Annotated in this window: 13 protein-coding genes; 12 read left to right on the top strand and 1 reads right to left on the bottom strand. The window is 70.8% G+C overall.

The features are described from left to right. Nucleotides 1-13: 13 nt before the first annotated feature. From F9C12_RS10930 to F9C12_RS10880, 11 genes are all read left to right on the top strand, one after another. A complete protein-coding gene (locus F9C12_RS10930) occupies nucleotides 14-2,104 on the top strand; it encodes a prolyl oligopeptidase family serine peptidase (RefSeq protein ID WP_409465785.1) in 2,091 nt (696 codons plus the stop codon). Between the two features lie 406 nt (nucleotides 2,105-2,510). Next, nucleotides 2,511-4,004, top strand: a complete 1,494-nt coding sequence (locus F9C12_RS10925; RefSeq protein ID WP_409465784.1) for a pyridoxal phosphate-dependent decarboxylase family protein — start codon at nucleotides 2,511-2,513, stop codon at nucleotides 4,002-4,004. Beyond that, the gene (locus tag F9C12_RS10920) at nucleotides 4,001-5,293 is read left to right on the top strand and encodes a lysine N(6)-hydroxylase/L-ornithine N(5)-oxygenase family protein (protein ID WP_409465783.1); all 1,293 of its coding nucleotides are present in this window, start codon (nucleotides 4,001-4,003) and stop codon (nucleotides 5,291-5,293) included. The genes F9C12_RS10925 and F9C12_RS10920 overlap by 4 nt, the downstream gene beginning before the upstream one ends. Next, nucleotides 5,290-7,083 (top strand): IucA/IucC family protein, encoded by a 1,794-nt coding sequence (locus F9C12_RS10915; RefSeq protein ID WP_409465782.1) that lies wholly within the window; start codon nucleotides 5,290-5,292, stop codon nucleotides 7,081-7,083. The genes F9C12_RS10920 and F9C12_RS10915 overlap by 4 nt, the downstream gene beginning before the upstream one ends. Beyond that, nucleotides 7,080-8,384: a glutamine synthetase gene (locus F9C12_RS10910; protein WP_409465781.1), complete on the top strand. Its 1,305-nt coding sequence runs from the start codon at nucleotides 7,080-7,082 to the stop codon at nucleotides 8,382-8,384. The genes F9C12_RS10915 and F9C12_RS10910 overlap by 4 nt, the downstream gene beginning before the upstream one ends. Nucleotides 8,385-8,424: 40 nt before the next feature. Continuing rightward, the gene (gene sthA, locus F9C12_RS10905) at nucleotides 8,425-9,837 is read left to right on the top strand and encodes a Si-specific NAD(P)(+) transhydrogenase (protein ID WP_409465780.1); all 1,413 of its coding nucleotides are present in this window, start codon (nucleotides 8,425-8,427) and stop codon (nucleotides 9,835-9,837) included. A gap of 76 nt (nucleotides 9,838-9,913) precedes the next feature. After that, the gene (locus F9C12_RS10900) at nucleotides 9,914-11,863 is read left to right on the top strand and encodes an intein-containing Rv2578c family radical SAM protein (protein ID WP_409465779.1); all 1,950 of its coding nucleotides are present in this window, start codon (nucleotides 9,914-9,916) and stop codon (nucleotides 11,861-11,863) included. 855 nt (nucleotides 11,864-12,718) lie between these two features. Continuing rightward, nucleotides 12,719-14,515: an aspartate--tRNA ligase gene (gene aspS, locus F9C12_RS10895; RefSeq protein WP_409181864.1), complete on the top strand. Its 1,797-nt coding sequence runs from the start codon at nucleotides 12,719-12,721 to the stop codon at nucleotides 14,513-14,515. Nucleotides 14,516-14,568: 53 nt separating this feature from the next. Next, entirely contained in the window at nucleotides 14,569-15,510 is a 942-nt protein-coding gene (locus tag F9C12_RS10890) for a DUF389 domain-containing protein (RefSeq protein ID WP_409465778.1), read from the top strand. Between the two features lie 69 nt (nucleotides 15,511-15,579). Beyond that, entirely contained in the window at nucleotides 15,580-16,767 is a 1,188-nt protein-coding gene (locus F9C12_RS10885) for a phosphotransferase (RefSeq protein ID WP_409465777.1), read from the top strand. 408 nt (nucleotides 16,768-17,175) lie between these two features. After that, nucleotides 17,176-18,030, top strand: coding sequence for an SGNH/GDSL hydrolase family protein (locus tag F9C12_RS10880; RefSeq protein ID WP_409465776.1), 855 nt, complete (start codon nucleotides 17,176-17,178; stop codon nucleotides 18,028-18,030). On the opposite strand, the gene F9C12_RS10875 is transcribed toward F9C12_RS10880, so the two are convergent. Then, nucleotides 17,996-18,751 carry a metallophosphoesterase family protein gene (locus F9C12_RS10875; RefSeq protein WP_409465775.1) on the bottom strand — a complete coding sequence of 252 codons (756 nt, stop codon included), beginning with the start codon at nucleotides 18,749-18,751 and terminating at the stop codon, nucleotides 17,996-17,998. The two genes, F9C12_RS10880 and F9C12_RS10875, sit on opposite strands and share 35 nt — an antisense overlap. Before the next feature lie 79 nt (nucleotides 18,752-18,830). Here F9C12_RS10875 and F9C12_RS10870 point away from each other — a divergent pair, with 79 nt between their 5' ends. Then, nucleotides 18,831-20,213, top strand: a complete 1,383-nt coding sequence (locus tag F9C12_RS10870) for a replication-associated recombination protein A (protein WP_409181859.1) — start codon at nucleotides 18,831-18,833, stop codon at nucleotides 20,211-20,213. Nucleotides 20,214-20,311 lie beyond the last annotated feature (98 nt).

Raw genomic sequence — 20,311 nt, 5'->3', positions numbered from 1 at the left:
AAGAGTGCTGGTCGTGACCGATTTCGCACTCGAAGACGTTCCGTTCCTCCGCCAGCAGGCCCGCACCCAGCGGTTCACTCTCGGCGCGCCCAAGCAGTTCCGGGTCGCCCCGGACGGTTCGCGGGTGCTGTTCCTGCGCAGCGCCACCGGCACCGATCCGCGGCACAGCCTGTGGTCGTTCGACCTCGCCACCGGCGAGGAGACGAAGCTGATCGACGCCGCCGAGCTGGTGTCCGGCGACGAGGACCTGCCGCCGGAGGAGCGGGCGCGCCGCGAACGGGCCCGCGAGACCGGCGGCGGCGTGGTGGCCTTCGGCGTCGACGACGCGTTCACCGTCGTCACCTTCACGCTGTCGGGCAAGCTGTACACGCTCGACCTCGCGAGCGGCGAGACGCGCATCCTGGTCGACGGGTCGGTGATCGATCCGCGGCCGAACCCGACTGGCACGCACGTCGCGTACGTGCGCGAGCGCCGATTGCACGTGATCGAGCTGGCGACCGGCGAGGACCGCGAGCTCGCCGGCGAGGACGACGAGGACGTCACCTGGGGGCTCGCGGAGTTCATCGCGGGCGAGGAGATGGACCGCACCCGCGGCTACTGGTGGGCGCCGGACGGGCGCAGCGTGCTCGCGGAGCGCGCGGACCGCGGGCCGGTGCCGCGCTGGACGATCGGCGACCCGGCGAATCCGCAGCAGCCGGCGAACGTCGTGGCGTACCCGTCGGCGGGCTCGCCGAACGCCGAGGTGTCGCTGGCCGTGCTGGGCCTGGACGGCAGCCGCGTCGACGTGGCCCGAGGCGACTGGGAGTACCTGGTCACCGTGCATTGGTCGGCGGGCGGGAAGCCGCTGCTGGCCGTGCAGCCGCGGGACCAGAAGCGGCTCACCGTGCTGGCGCTGGACCCGTCCGACGGCTCGGTGGCCGAAGTGCACACCGAGACCGACGAGCACTGGGTCGAGATTTTCCAGGGCGTGCCCGCGTGGACCGCGGACGGCAAGCTCGTGGTGGAAAGCGCCGCTGACGGCGACCACCGGCTCCTGGTGGACGGCAAGCCCGTCACGCCGCCGGGGATGCAGCTGCGGATGGTGCTGCACGTCGGCGAGGAAGTCCTTTTCACCGCTTCGGAAGACGACCCGACGCAGATCCACGTGTATCGCACTGAAGGCGACTCGGTAAGCCGACTGTCCACAACGGACGGCGTGCACGTCGGTTCGGGCAGTGCGGCGCTCACGGTGCTGTCCTCGTGGAGCCTCGACCACAGCGGACCGAAGGTGACCGTGCTGCGGGACGGCATCGAGATCGGTTCCATCGAATCGTCCACTGTGGACCCCGAGATCGTGCCGAACCTGACCTGGCTCACGCTCGGCGAACGCCAGCTGCGCGCGGCTTTGGTGCTGCCACGCGGATACGAGCCGGACGAGGGCAAGCTGCCGGTGCTGCTCGACCCGTACGGCGGACCGCACGCGCAGCGGGTTCTCCAGAGCCGCAACGCTTTCCTCACCCCGCAGTGGCTCGCCGACCAAGGATTCGCCGTGCTGGTCGTGGACGGCCGCGGGTCGCCCGGCCGCGGACCGGCGTGGGAGAAGGAGATCGCCGGCAAGCTCGCCGACGTCACGCTCGCCGACCAGGTCGACGCCCTGCACGCGGCCGCCGCGGCGCACCCCGAGCTGGACCTCGAACGGGTCGCGATCCGCGGCTGGTCCTACGGCGGCTACCTGTCCGCGCTCGCCGTGCTGCGGCGGCCGGACGTGTTCCACGCGGCGGTCGCGGGCGCGCCGGTCACCGACTGGTCGCTGTACGACACCCACTACACCGAGCGCTACCTCGGCAAGCCGGAGGACGAACCGGAAAGCTACGAGCACAACTCGCTCATCGCGAGCGCCGGATCGCTCGAACGGGCGCTGCTGATCGTGCACGGACTGGCCGACGACAACGTCTTCCCGGCGCACGCGCTGCGGCTTTCCTCGGCACTGCTGGCGAAGGGCCGCGCGCACGGCTTCCTGCCGCTCGCGGGCGCGACGCACATGACACCGCAGGCCGAGGAGGTCGCGGAGAACCTCATGCGCCTGCAGGTCGAGTGGATCCACCGGGAATTGAGCTCTATTTGATTGCCGTGTTTGATTGCGCCGGCTTCGCCGGCGCGGCGGGATCGCTGTGTTTGATTGCGCCGGCTCCGCCGTCGCGGCGGGATCGCCTTTAAGTCGGCGTGTCGAGGAGCAGCGCACCCGGCCCTGGGGGCCGTGCACGCTGCTCCTCGACACGCCGACGCGATCCCGCGTTTCGGTCCAGTTGGCAGCCTTTTTGGCGTAGCTGCTGTGCGCGCGAAATGTTGCGGTGCCTGTGATCGGTGCTGCCGACCGAGGTGCGTGCGTTGAGCCTTTCCGGAACGGCCGGTGCTTCCAGGAGGAGCACCGGCCGTTTTCGTGTGGCCGCCCCGCTGGCGGGCTGCCGGTGGGTGTCCGTAGTGTTGCGCAGGGTAAACTAAGGCTAGCTTTCCCTAAGAAAGGCGGTTCCATGGCGGATGCGCCCTCAGCGCCGGTCACCTCTCCCTCCGGCGTCGCTTCGGCGGAGTGGCTGGCCGGCGGCCCCGGCGGGGCGGACCGGCTGGCCCAGTTGCTTCCTGCGGCGTTGCGCGGGATGGCGGCGGGCGCGGCCGAACGCGGCGGTCCGGTTCCCGCCGGCGGCCCGGCCGCGGTGGCGGCGGCCCTCGCCCGTACCCCGTCCGCCGGGCTCGCACGGGACGGAGTGGGGGCCGAGCATGCCCTGGAAGAGCTTTCCGCCTTGCTCGCCGCTGGATCCGCGGACCCCGCCGACCCGGCGTGCGCCGCGCATCTGCACTGTCCGCCGCTGGCCGTCTCCGTTGCCGCGGACGTCGTCGCTTCCGCGCTGAATCCGTCGATGGACTCCTGGGATCAGGCCCCGGTCGCGAGCGAGATCGAGCGCGAGTTCACCACCGGCATCGCCCGGCTCTGCTACCCGGACGCCGCCCGCCCGGACGCCGTGATCACCTCCGGCGGCACCGAATCCAACCTCCTCGGACTGCTGCTCGCCCGCGAATCCGCAGTCACGCGGCCGGTTTGCGGGGCGAATTCGCACCACAGCGTCGCTCGCGCGGCGTGGTTGCTCGGGCTGCCCGCGCCGGTCGTGGTGCCGTGCGTCGACGACCGCATGGTCCCGGCCGCGCTGGCCGAGGCACTCGCACCGCTCGGCGCGCAAGCCGTGGTCGTGGCGACGGCTGGAACGACCAACACCGGCCGGATCGACCCGTTGCCGGAGATCGCCGAAATCTGCCGCCGGACCGGCGCGCGGCTGCACGTCGACGCGGCGTACGGCGGTCTCGCGCTCTGCAGCGAAAGCCTCCGCTCCCGGGTCGCCGGTCTGGAGCTGGCCGATTCGGTCGCGCTTGACCTGCACAAATTCGGCTGGCAACCGGTCGCCGCCGGCGTCTTCGCCGCGCGCGCCGAGACCGATCTGCAGGCGCTGACCGTCCGTGCCGAGTACCTCAACGCCGACGACGACACCGAAGCTGGACTGCCCGATTTGCTCGGTCGTTCCCTGCGCACGTCCCGGCGGCCGGACGCGTTCCGCATGGCGGTCACGCTGCGCGCCCTCGGCACCGCCGGGATCGGTGCGCTCGTGGAACGCTGCTGTGCCAACGCTTCCGGGGTGCACGCGATGGTCGAAGACCACCCGGCGCTGCGGTCGTGGGGTGCCCCGGAACTGTCCACAGTGGTCTTCCGCCCGGTGGCCGCGGACGAGCTTCCGGGATCGGCTGGAGACGATCTGGTCGCGCAGGTGCGCCGGACGTTGCTGGAGGACGGCACCGCGGTGATCGGTCGCGGTGCGTTGCCGACCGGACCGGACGGCGAGGCGCAGCTGTGGCTCAAGCTCACCCTCCTGCACCCGCACGCCAAACCCGCCGATTACCGCGTCCTGCTCGACGCGGTGGCCACGGTGGCGGCGGACCTGCGGTCGAGGGTCACGCGGGAAAGCCCGGTCGCGTCGTGAGGCGTTACGACATCGCCGGGGTCGGGATCGGGCCGTTCAACCTGTCTCTGGCTGCTTTGGCCGACCCGCTCGACCAGCTGGAAGTCGTACTGTTCGACGCGCGTCCCGAGTTCCGCTGGCATCCTGGCCTCCTCCTGGACGGCGCGACGCTGCAGGTGCCGTTCCTCGCCGACCTGGTGACGCTCGTCGACCCGACCAGCCGCCATTCCTTTCTCAACTACCTGTGCGAACGCGGCCGGTTGCTGCCGTTCTACTTCTCCGAGCGGTTCCACCTGCCGCGCGCCGAGTACGACGACTACGGCCGCTGGGCCGCGTCCCGGCTGCCGTCCTGCCGGTTCGGGCACGAGGTCACCGGCCTGCGCTGGATCGACCGGGAAGAGGCGTTCGAGCTGACCGTCAGCGGTACGGAACCGGTGCTGGCGGCGGCGGTCGTGCTCGGCGTCGGCACTCAGCCGAGCGTGCCGGAACCGTTGCAGCCCTTGGTTTCCGCGCCGGACGTGCTCGCTCTGCACTCCGCGGACTACCTCACGCGGCGGCCGGAGCTGATCGCCGCGGATTCGGTGACGGTGGTCGGTTCCGGCCAATCGGGAGCCGAGGTGTTTCTCGATCTGCTGCGATCCCGCTCCACAGTGGACGGTCTGCGCTGGCTCGCGCGGACCCCGGCGTTCGCGCCGATGGAGTACTCGAAGCTCGGCCTGGAGCAGTTCACCCCGGACTACACGGCGTACTTCCACGGTCTTCCCGAAGCGGTGCGCGACCAGCTCCTCCCGACGCAATGGCAGCTGTACCAAGGGATCGACGCCGAGACGATGGCCGAGATCCACGACGAGCTGTACCGCCGGAGCATCGGCGGCGGCTGGCCGGGCGCGGTGCTGACGCCGGGCGTCGAGGTGGTGTCCGCGACCGTCGGCGACGGGATCGAGCTGGGACTGCGGCATGTCCAGCAAGGAACGACCGCGACGCACCGGACGTCCGCCGTGGTCGCGGCTACCGGCTACGCCGAAACGCCGACCGGCCCGTTGCTGCGGGGCCTCGGCGAAGCCGTCCGCCGTGATGCGCGGGGCCGGCTCGTGATCGGTGCCGATTATCGCGTCGAACTCGACGTGCCCGGACCGTTGTTCGTGCAGAACGCGGAACGGCACACGCACGGTCCCGGCGCGCCGGATCTCGGGCTCGGCGCGTGGCGGGCGGCGGCGATTCTCAACGCGGTATGCGGAAAACCGGTGTACGACCTGCCCGAACGGACGGCGTTCACCACATTCGGCCTCAACCAGACGGAGAACCAGTGACCCTGACCGACGATGCCGCTTGGCGGGCCGCGGGCTCGCTCGTCACGCACAAAATGCTCGGCGAGCTGTCCTACGAAGCGATGCTGGTCCCGAAGCCTGGCGAACCGACGCGAGCCGGACACCGCAGCTGGCACCTCGACCTGCCCGACGACGTTTCGTACCGGTTCGAAGCACGCCGAGGCGCGTTCGAGTCGTGGACAGTGTTGCCCGGCAGCGCAATCCGGCTCGCTGCCGGGGTCGAGGCTCCGGCGGACGACCCGCGCACGTTGATCGTCGACGCGCGGGAACGGCTCGGGCTCACCGGCCTGCGGCTGGCCGACGTCCTCGCCGAGCTGACCTCGACAGTCGCCAACGAAGCCGCCCGGCTGCGGCGCGCCCCGACCGCCGCCGAACTGTCCACGATGGACTACAACCTCGCCGACGGGCACCTCACCGGCCATCCCCGGCTGGTGCTCAACAAGGGCCGCGTCGGGTTTTCCGCCCGCGACCGTGCCCGATACGCGCCCGAGTCCGGTGCCGACATCCGGCTGCGCTGGTACGCCGTGCACCGCGATCTCGCGCAGTTCCGCAGCGTGGCCGGGCTCGACGCGGAAACCTTGCTGCGCGAGGAGCTGGACGACCGGACCCGCGCCGAGTTCGCCGCCCGCACGGCACAGCTCGGCACTCCCGCCGACTACGTCTGGGTCCCGGTGCATCCTTGGCAGGCCGACGAAATCATCGGCACGCTCTACGCGGCCGAACTGGCGACCGGCCGGATGGCCGAGCTGGGGGAGAGCAGCGACGTCTACCGTCCACATCAGACAGTAAGGACTCTCGCCAACCGCTCCCGGCCGGACCGGCGGGACGTGAAAACCGCCGTCTCCGTGCGAAACACGCTCGTCTACCGCGGCTTGAACTCCGCGGCGACGCTCGCCGGTCCGTCGGTCACCGAATGGCTGCGCCGGATCGACGCGGCCGACCCGCTGCTGTCCGAGAAGTACCGCTTCCAGCTGCTAGGCGAGGTCGCGAGCGTTTCGGTCCGGCATCCGCTGTTCGGTTCGCTGGAGGAACTGCCGTACCGGTTCCACGAAACGCTCGGTGCGCTGTGGCGCGAACCGCTCGTCGCCCGGCTCGCCGAGGGGGAGCAGGCGATCTCGTTCGCCGCGCTGCCGTACCGCGATGCTGCCGGGGAGACCGTGCTGACCAGGCTGATCACGCAGTCCGGAGAGAGTGCGGAGACGTGGCTGGCCCGGTTGTTCGACCTGTTGCTCACGCCGCTGCTGCACTGGCTGCTCCAGTACGGCGTCGGATTTTGCCCGCATGGCCAGAATCTCGTGCTCATGGTGGACCAGGCAGGCCGTCCGCTGCGCATCGCGATCAAGGACTTCGCGCAGGGCGTTGACCTGCTGGACGAGGAACTGCCTTGCTACGCCGACCTTCCGCCGGACGCGGCTGCCGACATGTTGCGCTGGCCCGCGCACCTGCTCGCGCAGTCGCTGTTCAGCTCGGTTTTCTCCGGGCAGCTGCGGTTCTGGGCGGAACTGCTGCTGGACGACCTGGGCTTGGCGCGCGGCGATTTCTGGGCGTTGGTGCGCGAGGTGGTCGGCCGCTACCGCGACGAAAACCCCGAGGCGGCCGAGCGGTTCGACGCCTGCCGGCTGTTCGCGCCGGACGTCGAGCGGGTCACGCTCAACCGCGAGCATCTCGCCGGGCAAGGCTTCGACAAGGTGGAACGCGACGACGAGTTCGACGTCCGCTGGGGCCGGGTGCCGAACCCGTTGCACGCACCCGATCCGGACGGCGCCTGGTGAGCCCGTTCGACCGTCCGGTCGGGCCGCGATCGCTGGCCGTGCGCGCCGAAGCGGGCACGGCGGCCGCGGAGGTGCTGCGTCGGGTGCTGGCGGAGGACGGTGCGCGGCTGGTGCTTTTGGTGCCGGACCCGCACGCGCGGTTCGCGGCGGTCGAGCTGGCCGCGCCGTTCGCGGCCGAGGTCGTGGACAGCGGATACGGCGTGTGCAGCTACGTTTTCGCCTGGACGCCGGAGCGGGAGCCGCTGCCGGAGAACGGCCCGCTGAAGCCGTATCTCGGCGGGTTCGGGGACCTGCGGGTGCGGCTCGACGCGGCGACGGCGTTTCCTCTTGGCGACCGGACGTGGGCGGTGGTCGGGGACGCGGAGTTCCCGTCCGGCGAACCGGCGGGGCTCGCGCCGCGGACGGTGTTGCGGACGCAGCTGGCCCGGCTGGAGGAGCACGGGCTGGTTCCGTCGATCGGGATCGAGCACGAGGTGGTTTTCCGTACGCTGGAAGGAGATCCGCTCACCGGGCACGGAGCGGACTACGCCGTCGGCGGCACCGAACGCCTCGCGCCGCTGCTGGCGGATCTGCGGTCCGCGACGGCCGGTCTCGGCGTGGAATCGGCGCGGGCGGAGTGCCATCCGGGGCAATATGAGGTCGTCCTGCGGCATCGGGACGCGCTCGCGGCCTGCGACGACGCGTTGCTGCTGCAGATGCTGACCCGGCGGGTGGCGGCCCGGCACGGTGCGCGGGCGGACTATCTGGCCGCGCCGGAAACCGGTCAGGGAAATTCCTGCCACGTCCACCTGTCACTGTCCACTTCGGATGGTCCGGCCGGGTTTCGTTTCGCGCTGGGGGCTTTTCTGGCCGGAGTGCTGCGGGACGCGAGGGCGTTGTCCGCGGTGTGGGCTCCGACCTGGAACAGCTACGTCCGGTTGCGCACCGCGCCGTTCTCGCCGCGCGAACTGCGCTGGGGGCCGGACGACCGGACCTCCTCGATCCGGTTGTGCGAGACGCCGCGCTGGGAGTTCCGCTTCGCCGGTGCGGACGCCCAGCCGCACCTCGTCGTCGCCGCGCTGCTCGCTGCGGGTACCGCTGGCCTGGCGGAACAACTGTCCCCACCGGACGCGGGCACTCTTTGCGGGCAGTTGGCGTCGTCGCCGTGGGAGGCGCTGGCGTTGCTGGAGGAAGGACGGGTCGCGGCGTTGCTGGGGGAGGACGTCGCGGCGCAACAGGCTGCTTTGCTGCGGGAGGAGGTCGACGCCGCGCTCGGCTCGGTCACCGATCTGCACCGCCGCCGGGGCGCCTTGCGCTCCTGAGGACTTGCGCTGACCGGCGGCGGTGCGCAGGCTCAGTGCCGTGAGCGAATACGAGTACGACCTCATCGTCATCGGCTCGGGCCCGGGAGGGCAGAAAGCCGCCATCGCGGCGGCGAAACTGGGGAAGAAAGTCGCCGTCGTCGACCGGCACGACATGGTCGGCGGCGTGTGCGTCAACACGGGCACCATTCCGTCCAAGACGCTGCGCGAAGCCGTGCTGTACCTGACCGGGATGAACCAGCGCGAGCTGTACGGCGCGAGCTACCGGGTGAAACAGGACATCACCATCGCGGATCTGATGGCGCGCACGCAGCACGTCATCGGCCGGGAAGTCCAGGTGGTGCGCGCGCAGCTGCTGCGCAACCACATCGATTTGATCGGCGGCGTCGGCTCATTCGCCGACCCGCACACGGTCCTGGTCGACGGCAAACACCGCGGCGACCGGCGCACGATCACCGGCGACTACATCGTGATCGCGACCGGCACCCGTCCCGCGCGCCCGGACCAGGTCGACTTCGACGCCGCGCGCGTGCTCGATTCGGACGAGATCCTGGCGATGGAGGAGATCCCGTCCTCTCTGGTCGTGGTCGGCGCGGGGGTGATCGGGATCGAGTACGCGTCGATGTTCGCCGCGCTCGGTTCGCGGGTGACCGTGGTCGAGCAGCGCGACCAGATGCTGGACTTCTGCGATCCGGAGATCGTGGAATCGCTGAAGTTCCAGCTGCGCGACCTCGGCGTCACGTTCCGGTTCGGGGAGAAGGTCGCGAACGTCGCGGTCTCCGACGACGCCACCGTGACCACCTTGGTCAGCGGCAAGCGGATCCCGGCGGACGCGGTGATGTACTCGGCTGGTCGCCAGGGCATGACCGCCGCGCTGGCGCTGGAGAACGCGGGCCTTGCCGCGGACCGGCGCGGACGGCTGGAAGTCGACGAGCATTACCGGACGTCGGTAGAGCACGTGTACGCGGTCGGCGACGTGATCGGATTCCCGGCACTGGCCGCGACGTCGATGGACCAGGGCAGGCTCGCCGCGTACCACGCGTTCGGCGAACCGGCGAACGACATCGGCGCGCTGCAGCCGATCGGGATCTACACGATCCCGGAGATTTCGTACGTCGGCGCGACCGAGGCGCAGCTGACGTCGTCTTCGGTGCCGTACGAGGTCGGCATCGCGCGGTATCGGGAGCTGGCGCGCGGCCAGATTTCCGGGGACAGCTATGGGATGTTGAAGCTGCTGGTGTCGACTGCGGACCGGAAGTTGTTGGGAGTGCACGTCTTCGGCACCGGCGCGACTGACCTCGTGCACATCGGACAGGCGGTGATGGGCTGCGGCGGGACGGTGGATTACCTGGTGGACGCGGTGTTCAACTACCCGACGCTGTCCGAGGCGTACAAGGTCGCGGCGCTGGACGCGACGAACAAGATCCGCGCGCTGGAGCGGTTCGGCGGCTGAGCTCGCGCCTCGCTCGATCGAGGGGTGTTCGAACATATGTTTGACAGTGCTTTAGAACGTGTGTTCGACTGTAGGGGTGCGTTGGGAACAGTTGCGAGCGGGGAAGGAGGAGCCGGCACTCCCCGGTCTCGGTGCCTTCGGGGATGTGGTGCGCTCGGTGCGCGCGCCGGAGTTCGGCGGCGTCACCTTTCACGAGGTGCGCGCCCGGTCGGTGCTGAACCGGGTGCCCGAATCGTCCGCGGTGCCGTTCCGGTGGTCGGTCAATCCTTATCGCGGGTGTTCGCACGCGTGCACGTACTGCCTCGAAGGCGACACGCCGGTGCTGATGGCCGACGGTCGCGCGAAGCCGATCGCCGAGCTGCGCGTGGGCGACCGGATCATGGGCACGCGCGGGCACGGGGTCGCGCGCAGGCTGGTGCCCACCGAGGTGCTCGCGCACTGGACCACGGTGCGTCCGGCGTACCGCGTCACGCTCGACGACGGCACGCGCATCGTCGCCGGACCGGACCACCGGTTCCTCAGCGCGCGCGGCTGGAAGTACGTCACCGGAAGCAAACTCGGCACCGCGCAGCGACCGCACCTGGAACCCGGCACGGAGCTGGTCGGAGCCGGCCGCTTCACCCGCACGCTGGACGACACGCTCGGCTACCGTGCCGGGTACCTGTGCGGAATGCTGCGCTCCGGCGGTTTCGCCGCGGAAGCGGACGCCGCCGCGCGAGCCCTGGCCTACCTGCCGGATTTCGGTTCCTCCGTGGGCTTCATGCGCATCCCGCGAGAACCGGACGCGCACTGGGCGCGCGGATTCCTGGCCGGACTTTTCGACCTCGCGGGTGGCTACCGGCGCGGCACGCTCTCCATCGCGCACGACGAGAACGAAGTCGTGGACATGCTGTTCGCCGCACTGGACCGGTTCTCGTTCAGCTACGACACCGTCGGCCACCGCCAGCACCCCGGCCGCAGGCAAGCCCGGCTCACCGGCGGCACCGGCGAGGTGCTGCGGTTCCTGCACCTGGTCGACCCGGCCGTCGCATGGAAACGCTCGCTGGACGGCACCGTGATCGGCGGCGTGCGGCGCACCGTGACGAGCATCGCGCCGCTGGGGCTGGAGCTGCCGCTGTTCGACATCACGACGGGCACCGGCGATTTCCTCGCCGACGGGATGGTGTCGCACAACTGCTTCGCCCGGAATACCCACACGTACCTGGATTTCGACGCCGGCCGGGACTTCGACACGCAGGTCGTGGTGAAGGTCAACGCCCCGGAAGTGCTTGCCGCGCAACTGAACCGGCCGAGCTGGCAACGGGAACCGGTCGCGATGGGCACGAACACCGATCCGTACCAGCGCGTCGAAGGCCGCTACCGCTTGATGCCGGGAATCATCCGCGCTCTCGCGGATTCCGGGACGCCGCTGTCGATTCTCACCAAGGGCACCATGCTGAGCCGGGATCTGCCGCTGCTGGAGTCGGCGGGAAAGGACGTCCCGGTGCACCTGGCGGTGTCGCTGGCCCTGCTCGACGGCGACCTGCAACGCCGGCTGGAACCCGGGACCCCGACCCCGCGAGCAAGGCTGGATCTGATCCGCAAGGCCGCCGCGGCGGGCCTGCCGTGCTCGGTGATGGTCGCGCCGGTGCTGCCGTACCTGACGGATTCGCCCGAGGCCTTGGACCCGCTCTTCGCCCAGCTGGCCGAGGCGGGCGCGACCAGGGTGACAGTGCTGCCGCTGCACCTGCGGCCGGGCGCGCAGGAGTGGTTTGCCGCGTGGCTGAAACGGGAGTACCCGGAACTGGTGCCGCGATACCGCCGCCTGTACGCGAAGGGAAGCTACGTCGACCGCGGCTACCGAGAACGACTGGCCACGGTGGTAGCCCCACTGCTGCGACGGCATGGCCTGGATCCGAGGGCTCCCCGAGCGCACGCGGAAACCCGGCCGGAAGCGGATTTCTCCAGGGAGACCGGAGCCGCAGTGGCAGAACCTGAAGTGCCGGAACAACGCGCGGAGGAGGCGGAACAGTTGCGGCTGCTGTGACCCTGCGTGGTCCGGCGTGGTCCGGCGAGCCGAACCGGGCGAGACTGCTTCGGGAGCTGGGAGCTGGGAGCTGGGAGCTGGGAGCTGGGAGCTGGGAGCTGGGAGCTGGGAGCTGGGAGCTGGGAGCTGGGAGCCGGGAAGCGCGGAACGGGAGTCGAGGAACGGGAACCGAGAAGCGCGGAACGGGAAGCCGGGTACGGAAGGCAGGAGCCGCGGAACGGGGAGTCGGGGAACGGGAGCCGAGAATCGCGGGGCCGGGAACCAGGCGGCCGCCGCGGTCGAGCGCGGCGAGAACCGGCCCCGCCGCCATGCCCTGACGGCAACCTGGCGGCGCGGACGAACCGGCACCCGCGTGACGGTCCACAGCCCGGCAGTCCACGCGGCGAAGCGGCGGACCAGCCGAACCCGATGTTCGGCGCGGGGCGGGCGGGCCCGGGGGCCGCCCGCCCCGCACGTCGCCCCGCACGTCGCCCCGCACGTCGCCCCGCACGTCGCCCCGCACGTCGCCCCGCACGTCGCCCCGCACGTCGCCCGGCACGTCGCCCGGCACGTCGCCCCGCCCGCCTGCCCAGCCCGCCTGCCCAGCCCATCGCGGCGACCCGCACCCATCCCCTCCCCGGCGGCGGTACCTCCCGCCCCCAGCCGACCCGTGCCCGGAACCGAGCCCGACAAGCCAGCCCACCCGCGCCCGCCAGCACTCCGCCCCGGAACCCGCCACCCCAGCCAGGCCCGAGCCAAACCTGCCCGCACCCCCGGGCGCCGGGTTCGTTAGCCTCTGTATCCGGCGAAATGCGCGTTCGGCCGAACGCGCCCGCCGCCGCACCGAACCTCGTGGACCTAGGGAGAGCAGTCGCAGTGCTCCGCACTCATCAAGCCGGCACTCTGCGTGCCGGGCAGGCCGGTCAGACCGTCACCCTCACCGGCTGGGTGGCGCGGCGGCGCGATCACGGCGGAGTCATCTTCATCGACCTCCGGGACGCCAGCGGCGTCGCGCAGGTCGTGTTCCGCGAGGGCGAGATGGCCGAGCGCGCGCACGCGCTGCGCTCCGAATTCTGCGTGAAGGTCGTCGGCGAGGTGTCGAAGCGGCCCGAGGGCAACGCGAACCCGGACATCGCCACCGGCGAGATCGAGGTCCTCGCGACCGAGCTGGAAGTGCTGTCCGAGGCCGCTCCGCTGCCGTTCCCGATCGACGACCGGGTCGACGTCGGCGAGGAGGTCCGGCTCAAGTACCGCTACCTCGACCTGCGCCGCAGCGGTCCGGCGGCGGCGATCCGGCTGCGCAGCGAGGTCAGCCGCACTGCGCGCGAGGTGCTGCACGCGCAGGACTTCGTCGAGATCGAGACGCCGACGATGACCCGCTCCACCCCGGAAGGCGCCCGCGACTTCCTCGTGCCCGCGCGGCTCAAGCCCGGCTCCTGGTACGCGCTCCCGCAGTCGCCGCAGCTGTTCAAGCAGCTGCTCATGGTCGGCGGCATGGAACGCTACTTCCAGATCGCCCGCTGCTACCGCGACGAGGACTTCCGCGCCGACCGGCAGCCCGAGTTCACGCAGCTCGACATCGAGATGAGCTTCGTCGAACAGGACGACGTGATCGCGGTCGGCGAAGCCATCGTTAAGGCGCTCTGGAAGCTGATCGGCCACGAGATCGCCACCCCGATCCCGCGGATCACCTACCGCGAGGCGATGGCCAAGTACGGCTCCGACAAGCCGGACCTGCGCTTCGATCTCGAGATCACCGAACTCACCGACTTCTTCTCCGACACGCCGTTCCGCGTGTTCCAGGCTCCGTACGTCGGCGCGGTCGTCATGGCGGGCGGCGCCTCGCAGCCGCGCCGTCAGCTCGACGCCTGGCAGGAGTGGGCGAAGCAGCGCGGCGCCAAAGGCCTGGCGTACGTCCTGGTCAACGAGGACGGCACGCTCGGCGGCCCGGTCGCCAAGAACCTGTCCGAGACCGAGCGCGCGAACGTCGCGGAAGCCGCGGGCGCGAAGCCCGGCGACTGCATTTTCTTCGCCGCGGGCAAGGTTTCCGCCGCGCAGCCGCTGCTCGGCGCCGCGCGCGACGAGATCGGCCGCCGGCTCGGCCTGATCGACGAGGACGCCTGGTCGTTCGTGTGGGTCGTGGACGCGCCGCTGTTCGCGCCGGTCGAGGACATCGGCGACGACGTCGCGGTCGGCTCCGGCAAGTGGACCGCCGTGCACCACGCGTTCACCTCGCCGACCCCGGAGTGGATCGACAAGTTCGAGCAGGACCCGGGCAACGCGCTCGCCTACGCCTACGACCTCGTCTGCAACGGCAACGAGATCGGCGGCGGCTCGATCCGTATCCACCGCGAGGACGTCCAGAAGCGCGTGTTCGCGCTGATGGGCCTCGGCGAGGAGGAAGCGCAGGAGAAGTTCGGCTTCCTGCTCGAAGCGTTCCAGTTCGGCGCGCCCCCGCACGGCGGCATCGCGTTCGGCTGGGACCGCATCGTGATGCTGCTGGCCAAGGCCGATTCGCTGCGCGACGTGATCGCGTTCCCGAAGACCGGCGGCGGCTACGACCCGCTCACCGCCGCGCCCGCGCCGATCACCGCGCAGCAGCGGAAGGAAGCCGGGATCGACGCGAAACCAGCTGTCCCGCAAAGCAAATCGGCTGCCGCACAGGAGAAGTAGTGGCCACGCGCGGCGGGTCCGTCGAGGGCGGCTCGCGGGGCGGGGTGGGATAGGTGCTGCACCTGAGGGCGATCTGCCCGCCGGAGCGCACTGACGAGGCGCTGGAGCTGCTGCGCACCCACCCGGGCGCGGCGCACCTGATCGTGCACCGCGGGGCGTCCGTCTCGCCGGAGGGCGACCTCATCGAGGCGGACGTCGCGCGGGAGGCGGCGGACGAAATCGTCGACGCGCTCTGCACGCTCGGTCTCGACCGCAGCGGCGGCATCACCATGGAATCGCTGGACACCGCGCTTTCCGACGCCGCCGACGCGGCCGAGGAAGCCGCTCCCGGCGAAGGCGCGGACGCGGTCGTGTGGCAGGAACTGCTGGGCCGCACCGGCGAGGAATCGCGGTGGAACGCCACGTTCCAGGCGTTCCTCGCCATCGCGTGCCTGCTGGCCGCGGTCGGCGTGCTCACCGACTCGTCGGTCACGATCGTCGGCGCGATGGTGGTCGGACCGGAGTTCGGCCCGCTCGCCGCGATCGCGGTCGGCATGGTGCTGGGCCGCTGGGACCTGGTGCGGCGGGCCGGGGTCGCGCTGGCGGCCGGGTTCCCGGTGTCGATGGCGATCACGTTGCTCGGCGTCCTGCTCGGCAGTTCGGTCGGCCTCTTCGATCCGCACGCGATCGTCAACAACCATCAGGTCGATTTCGTGTATCAAGTCGGGCCGGCGTCGTTCGTGGTGGCATTGCTCGCCGGGGCGGCCGGAATGCTCGCGATGACGTCGGCGAAATCGGCCGCGCTGGTCGGCGTGTTCATTTCGGTGACGACCGTGCCCGCGGCGGGTTACGCAATGGTGGCGGCGGTCGCCGGACGGTGGGACCGGGCCGGTTTTTCGGTGCTGCAGCTGCTGGTCAACCTCTTCGGAATCGTTCTTGCTGCGGCCATTGTGCTGATAGTTCGCCGACGCAAGCAACGTTCCGCCGCGTTGTCGCGTCCGCTTTCCCGTGGGTGATTCCGGGCGTGTCCCGGCGCCCGGAACGTTGTGGTCATGGTTGCTCAGTCACGAGTAGGGTCGGTGACAATGACAGTCGACACCTCCTCCGCCGGCGACGCTGGAGTCCGGGCGGAAGCCGGGGAACTCGCAGTCGCCGCGGCCGTCGCGGCGGGCGAGGCGGTGCTCACGCGCCGGTTCGGGAGCGCGATCACGCTGGTCTCGCCCGAGCACCTCTCCGGAAGCGGCCCGGCAACGGTCGTCCGGGCCCGGGTCGTGTCCTCCTCGTTCGCGCTGCCGCGCACCCTGGTGGTCAAGCACTATCCGGACCCGCCGGAACCCGGCCGGGTCGACCCGTTCGCCCAGGAGGCCGTGAGCTACCAGCTGTTCACCGCACTGGCTCCGGACGAGCGAATGTGCCCGGAACTCCTGGCCCACGACGGCGGCGACCGCGTGCTGGTGATCGAAGACCTGGGCCGCGCGCCCACCCTGCAGGACAAGCTGACCGCCCGCGACTCCCGGGCAGCCGAGCGAGCCCTGCTGTCCTGGGCCCGCTCGCTGGGCCGCCTGCACGCCAGCACCGCCAGCCGCGAAGCCGATTTCAACGCCCTGCTCCGCCGCCTGGGCGGCCCGGTGCGAACCGACGACGACGGCTTGGCAGGCGTGGCCGACGACGTCGAAGAACTCCTCTCCGAGCTGCTGGACGTGCCCGTCCCCGAACCCGTGCGCGACCGCGTCGCCGAAGCCGTCGCCCAAGCCAGGTCGGCGGCCTTCCGAGCGTTCAGCCCGGTCGAACTGGCCCCGGAAAACAACCTGGTCACCGGCGCGGGAGTCCGCTTCCTGGACTTCGAACGCGGCCGGGTCCGCACCGCACTGGTCGACGCCTCGTGCCTGCGCCTGCCGTTCGTGTCGGACCCGCGCGCGATGGCGCTCCCCGCAGGCATGAGCGAAGCGATGATCGCCGCCTGGCGAGCCGAAATCGTCGACGTCTGGCCCTCCTTCGCCGACGACGTCGAACTGGCGAAACAGCTCACCATCAGCGAAATGCTGCAAGTCTGGCAAATCACCCGGGACCTGCTCCCGAAACTGAACCTGAGCAGGCACGCCACCCCGGTCAGCCGCGAGGCCGCCCTGGTCACGTGGTGGCGCGAACTGGCGAGGCACGCAGGCTACTCGCGCCTGACCGAAGTCGCCGAACACTCCACAAGAGTCGCCGCAGCCCTAGCCGCCCGCCTGGGCCCGCACGCCGACCTGGCCTTCTACCCAGCCTTCCGCTGACCCACCCAGGAGGCCCGTGAGGGCCACCTGCACGGACCTCCGCCACCGCCCCGATGCGGGCCCTACCGCAGCATTGGGGCGCTAGCCCCATCACACTCCCCAAAACCGCCGCCGCCGCACCAAAACAGCGAGGCACCCAGCCCTCCCCCCAACCCCGATACGAAGCCTCCCTGCGGTCTGTGGGTGCTTGTCAAGGCATCTTTCCCGCCTTGACAAGCACCCACAGACCGTCAGCACAATCGAGCTTCGGGGTGCCCCACGCAACCCATCAAGAGCAATGTCGCCGCCAGGCGACGAGCCGAACCCCCGCACCCCCAGACCACGAAGTACCCGAAGTTCCCACCTCCGTCCATGCCGCGTTACCTCCCCATCACCAGCGGTGAGCCTCCATACCGGATGGTCTAGCCCGTGACCGTGATCAGCGTCGGAGTCACCCCAGAACCAACCCCCGCCCACCCCGAAACCCACCCCCCAACCCACCCCGAAAAACCCCCTCGCCGAGCAGCCCGCCTGGCAGTCCTGGGCGACTCCACCGCCGTCGGCCTGGGCGACCCCCTCCCCAACCGAGCCGGATGGCGCGGCGTGGGCCCGCTGGTCGCGGAAGCCCTGGGCGTCGAAAAAACCGGCTACCTGAACCCGTCCTTCACCGGTGCCCGCATGGCCTGCGTCCGCACCGAACAACTCCCGCTGGCAATCGCCCACCGTCCGGACATCGCCCTGGTCGTAGTAGGGATGAACGACACCCTCCGCCCGGACTTCAACCCGGACAACGTCGCCGCGGACCTCACCGTCATCGTCCGTGAACTCACCGCACTGGGCACCACCGTCCTCCCCGTGCGTTTCCACGACCACAGCAAGGTCTTCCGCCTCCCACCGTCGCTGAAGCGAGCCCTGAGCGCCCGCGTCACAGAACTGAACGAGGCAATCGACCGAGTTGCCGAGGCAGAAGGCATCACCTGCCTGAACCTGGACACCCTCCCCGGTGCCTACGACCTCACCGTCTGGAGCGTCGACCGCCTGCACCCGTCCGAATTGGGCCACCGCATGCTCGCCCAAGGCTTCACCACTCTTGCCGCAGCAGCGGGTTTCGAGGTGCCGCAACCGGTGAGCCTCACCTGCTCCGGCGGCGTCGAACCAAGCGCAGCCGCCCATTTCGGCTGGCTGGTGGCCAAAGGCGTGCCCTGGCTCTGGCGACGCGGACGCGAGTTCCTGCCCTACGCCGCGGTCATCATGTGGCGTTCGTTCCGCGAGCGCGTGGGCTGAAGACCCGCAACGCTTCCGCATCCGACGCCGGATTCCGTAGGTAATCGTCGTTCCAGCCCTGGATTCCTGGATACTCCGAGGTTTCCGCCAACGTCCGGCACGCCGCCTCGACGTCGTAAGCAGTGCGCCGCAGTTCGACCCCGGGGCCGAGCCGCGCCCAGTGCGCACCTGTTGTGCCGTAAGGCATCCCGACGCTTCCGGGGTTCACGATCCGGCACCGGTCGGCCAATCGCAGGAACGGCATGTGGGTATGCCCGCACACCACCGTTTCCGCCGTGACGCCGTCCAGGACTTCCGCCCAGCGCGACAACGGGCTGTCCACGAGCGCGACCTCTTCGTCGTCGCGCGGAGTGGCGTGGCAGAACAGCACTTCGCCGAGGCCGTCGACTTCCAGGGTCACCGTCAGCGGCAACCCGTCGAGCAGCGCCACCTGGTCCGGCCGCAGCTGTGCGGCCGCCCACGGGGCGATCGGATCCGGGATCTTCGTCGTGCCGCCGCCGGCGAGCGCGACGAGTTCGCGGTCGGCGTTGCCGCGCACCCACACCGCGTGGTCGCCGAGCGAAACGAGCCGGTCGAGCGTGTGCCGGGGCAGCGGTCCGGCGGCGTGGTCGCCGCACAGGACCACCAGGTCGGCGGCTTGCACGTCGGGTTCGGCGAGGACCGCGTCGAGCGCGGGCAGCACGCCGTGGATGTCGGACAGCACCGCGACCGAGGAGACCATCGCCCCAGTCTGCCCCTCCGGAGGCGCAGCGGGGCCGGGCGAGCGTGGATTGTCGGGGTGGTCGGATACCGTCGTCGGTGTGGCACAGGACGAACTTTTCACGGTGAACCCCGACGTGGGGCCGCCGCCGGAACCCTCCGGAGCGAACCAGGCCGAACCGCAGGCCGACCCGGCGACGTCGCCGCTCGCGGTCCGGATGCGGCCGCGCACGCTCGACGAGGTGGTCGGCCAGCAGCACCTGCTGCGGGAAGGGGCTCCGCTGCGCCGGCTGGTCGAGGGGGCCGCCCCGGCGTCCGTGCTGCTCTACGGCCCGCCCGGCACCGGCAAGACCACGCTGGCGAACCTGGTGTCGATCGCCACCGGACGCCGGTTCGTCGCGATGTCCGCGCTCTCGGCGGGCGTCAAGGAGGTGCGCGGCGTCATCGAGGAGGCGCGGCGGCGCCGGCAGTACAACACCGAGAACACCGTGCTGTTCATCGACGAGGTGCACCGGTTCTCGAAAACCCAGCAGGACGCGCTGCTCGGCGCGGTCGAGGACCGGACGGTGCTGCTGGTGGCGGCGACCACGGAGAACCCGTCGTTCTCGGTCGTGTCGCCGCTGTTGTCGCGGTCCTTGGTGCTGCAACTGCGGCCGCTCACCGACGACGACATCGTCGCGGTGCTGGAGCGCGCGCTGACCGACGAGCGCGGGCTCGGCGGTGCGCTCACCTTGACCGACGATGCGCGGGCGCACCTCGTGCGGCTCGCCGGCGGCGACGCGCGTCGTGCGCTCACGGCGTTGGAAGCGGCCGCGGACGCCGCGTCCGCCACGGAGAACAAGACGATCGACCTGGCCGTAGTCGAGTCCACTGTGGACAAAGCGGCGGTGCGCTACGACCGCGACGGCGACCAGCACTACGACGTGATCAGCGCGTTCATCAAATCGATCCGCGGCTCGGACGTCGACGCGGCGTTGCACTACCTGGCACGGATGATCGAGGCGGGGGAGGACCCCCGGTTCCTCGCGCGGCGGCTGGTGGTGCACGCGAGCGAGGACGTCGGGCTGGCGGATCCGACCGCGTTGCAGGCCGCGGTGGCGGCGGCGCACGCGGTGCAGTTCATCGGGATGCCGGAGGGGCGGCTCGCGCTGGCGCAGGCGACGATCCACCTGGCTACCGCGCCCAAGTCGAACGCGGTCGTGACGGCGATCGACACGGCGTTGAGCGACGTCCGGTCGGGGAAGATCGGGACTGTGCCGCCGCATCTGCGCGACGGGCACTACGCGGGGGCCAAGCAGCTGGGCAACGCCCAGGGATACCGGTACCCGCACAACGTGCCGGAGGGGGTGCTGGCCCAGCAGTATCCGCCGGACGAGCTGGTGGGGCGGGATTATTACGAGCCCACCCAGCGCGGCGGGGAGCGGACGCTGGCGGAGCGGGTGCCCCGGCTGCGGCGGACGATTCGCGGGGAGCGGCAGGGGTGAGCGGGCCGGGCGGCGTGAAGGTCGCCACTTTGCCGCCGGTCCGGGTTTAGCCGGGAACATCCGGGTCGGCCGCGGGTTGCTCCTTCTCGAGGAGAGGG

The sequence above is a fragment of the Amycolatopsis sp. GA6-003 genome (assembly GCF_046267895.1).
Lineage (GTDB): Bacteria > Actinomycetota > Actinomycetes > Mycobacteriales > Pseudonocardiaceae > Amycolatopsis.
The sequence above is the reverse complement of the archived record's forward strand: the minus strand, read 5'-3'. Positions and strand labels throughout refer to the sequence as shown.

Bases quoted from the DNA above. Each gene is read 5' to 3' on its own strand.
- F9C12_RS10925 (WP_409465784.1), top strand. From the start codon at position 2,511: ATGGCGGATGCGCCCTCAGCGCCGGTCACCTCTCCCTCCGGCGTCGCT.
- F9C12_RS10875 (WP_409465775.1), bottom strand. From the start codon at position 18,751: ATGGTCTCCTCGGTCGCGGTGCTGTCCGACATCCACGGCGTGCTGCCC.
- F9C12_RS10885 (WP_409465777.1), top strand. From the start codon at position 15,580: ATGACAGTCGACACCTCCTCCGCCGGCGACGCTGGAGTCCGGGCGGAA.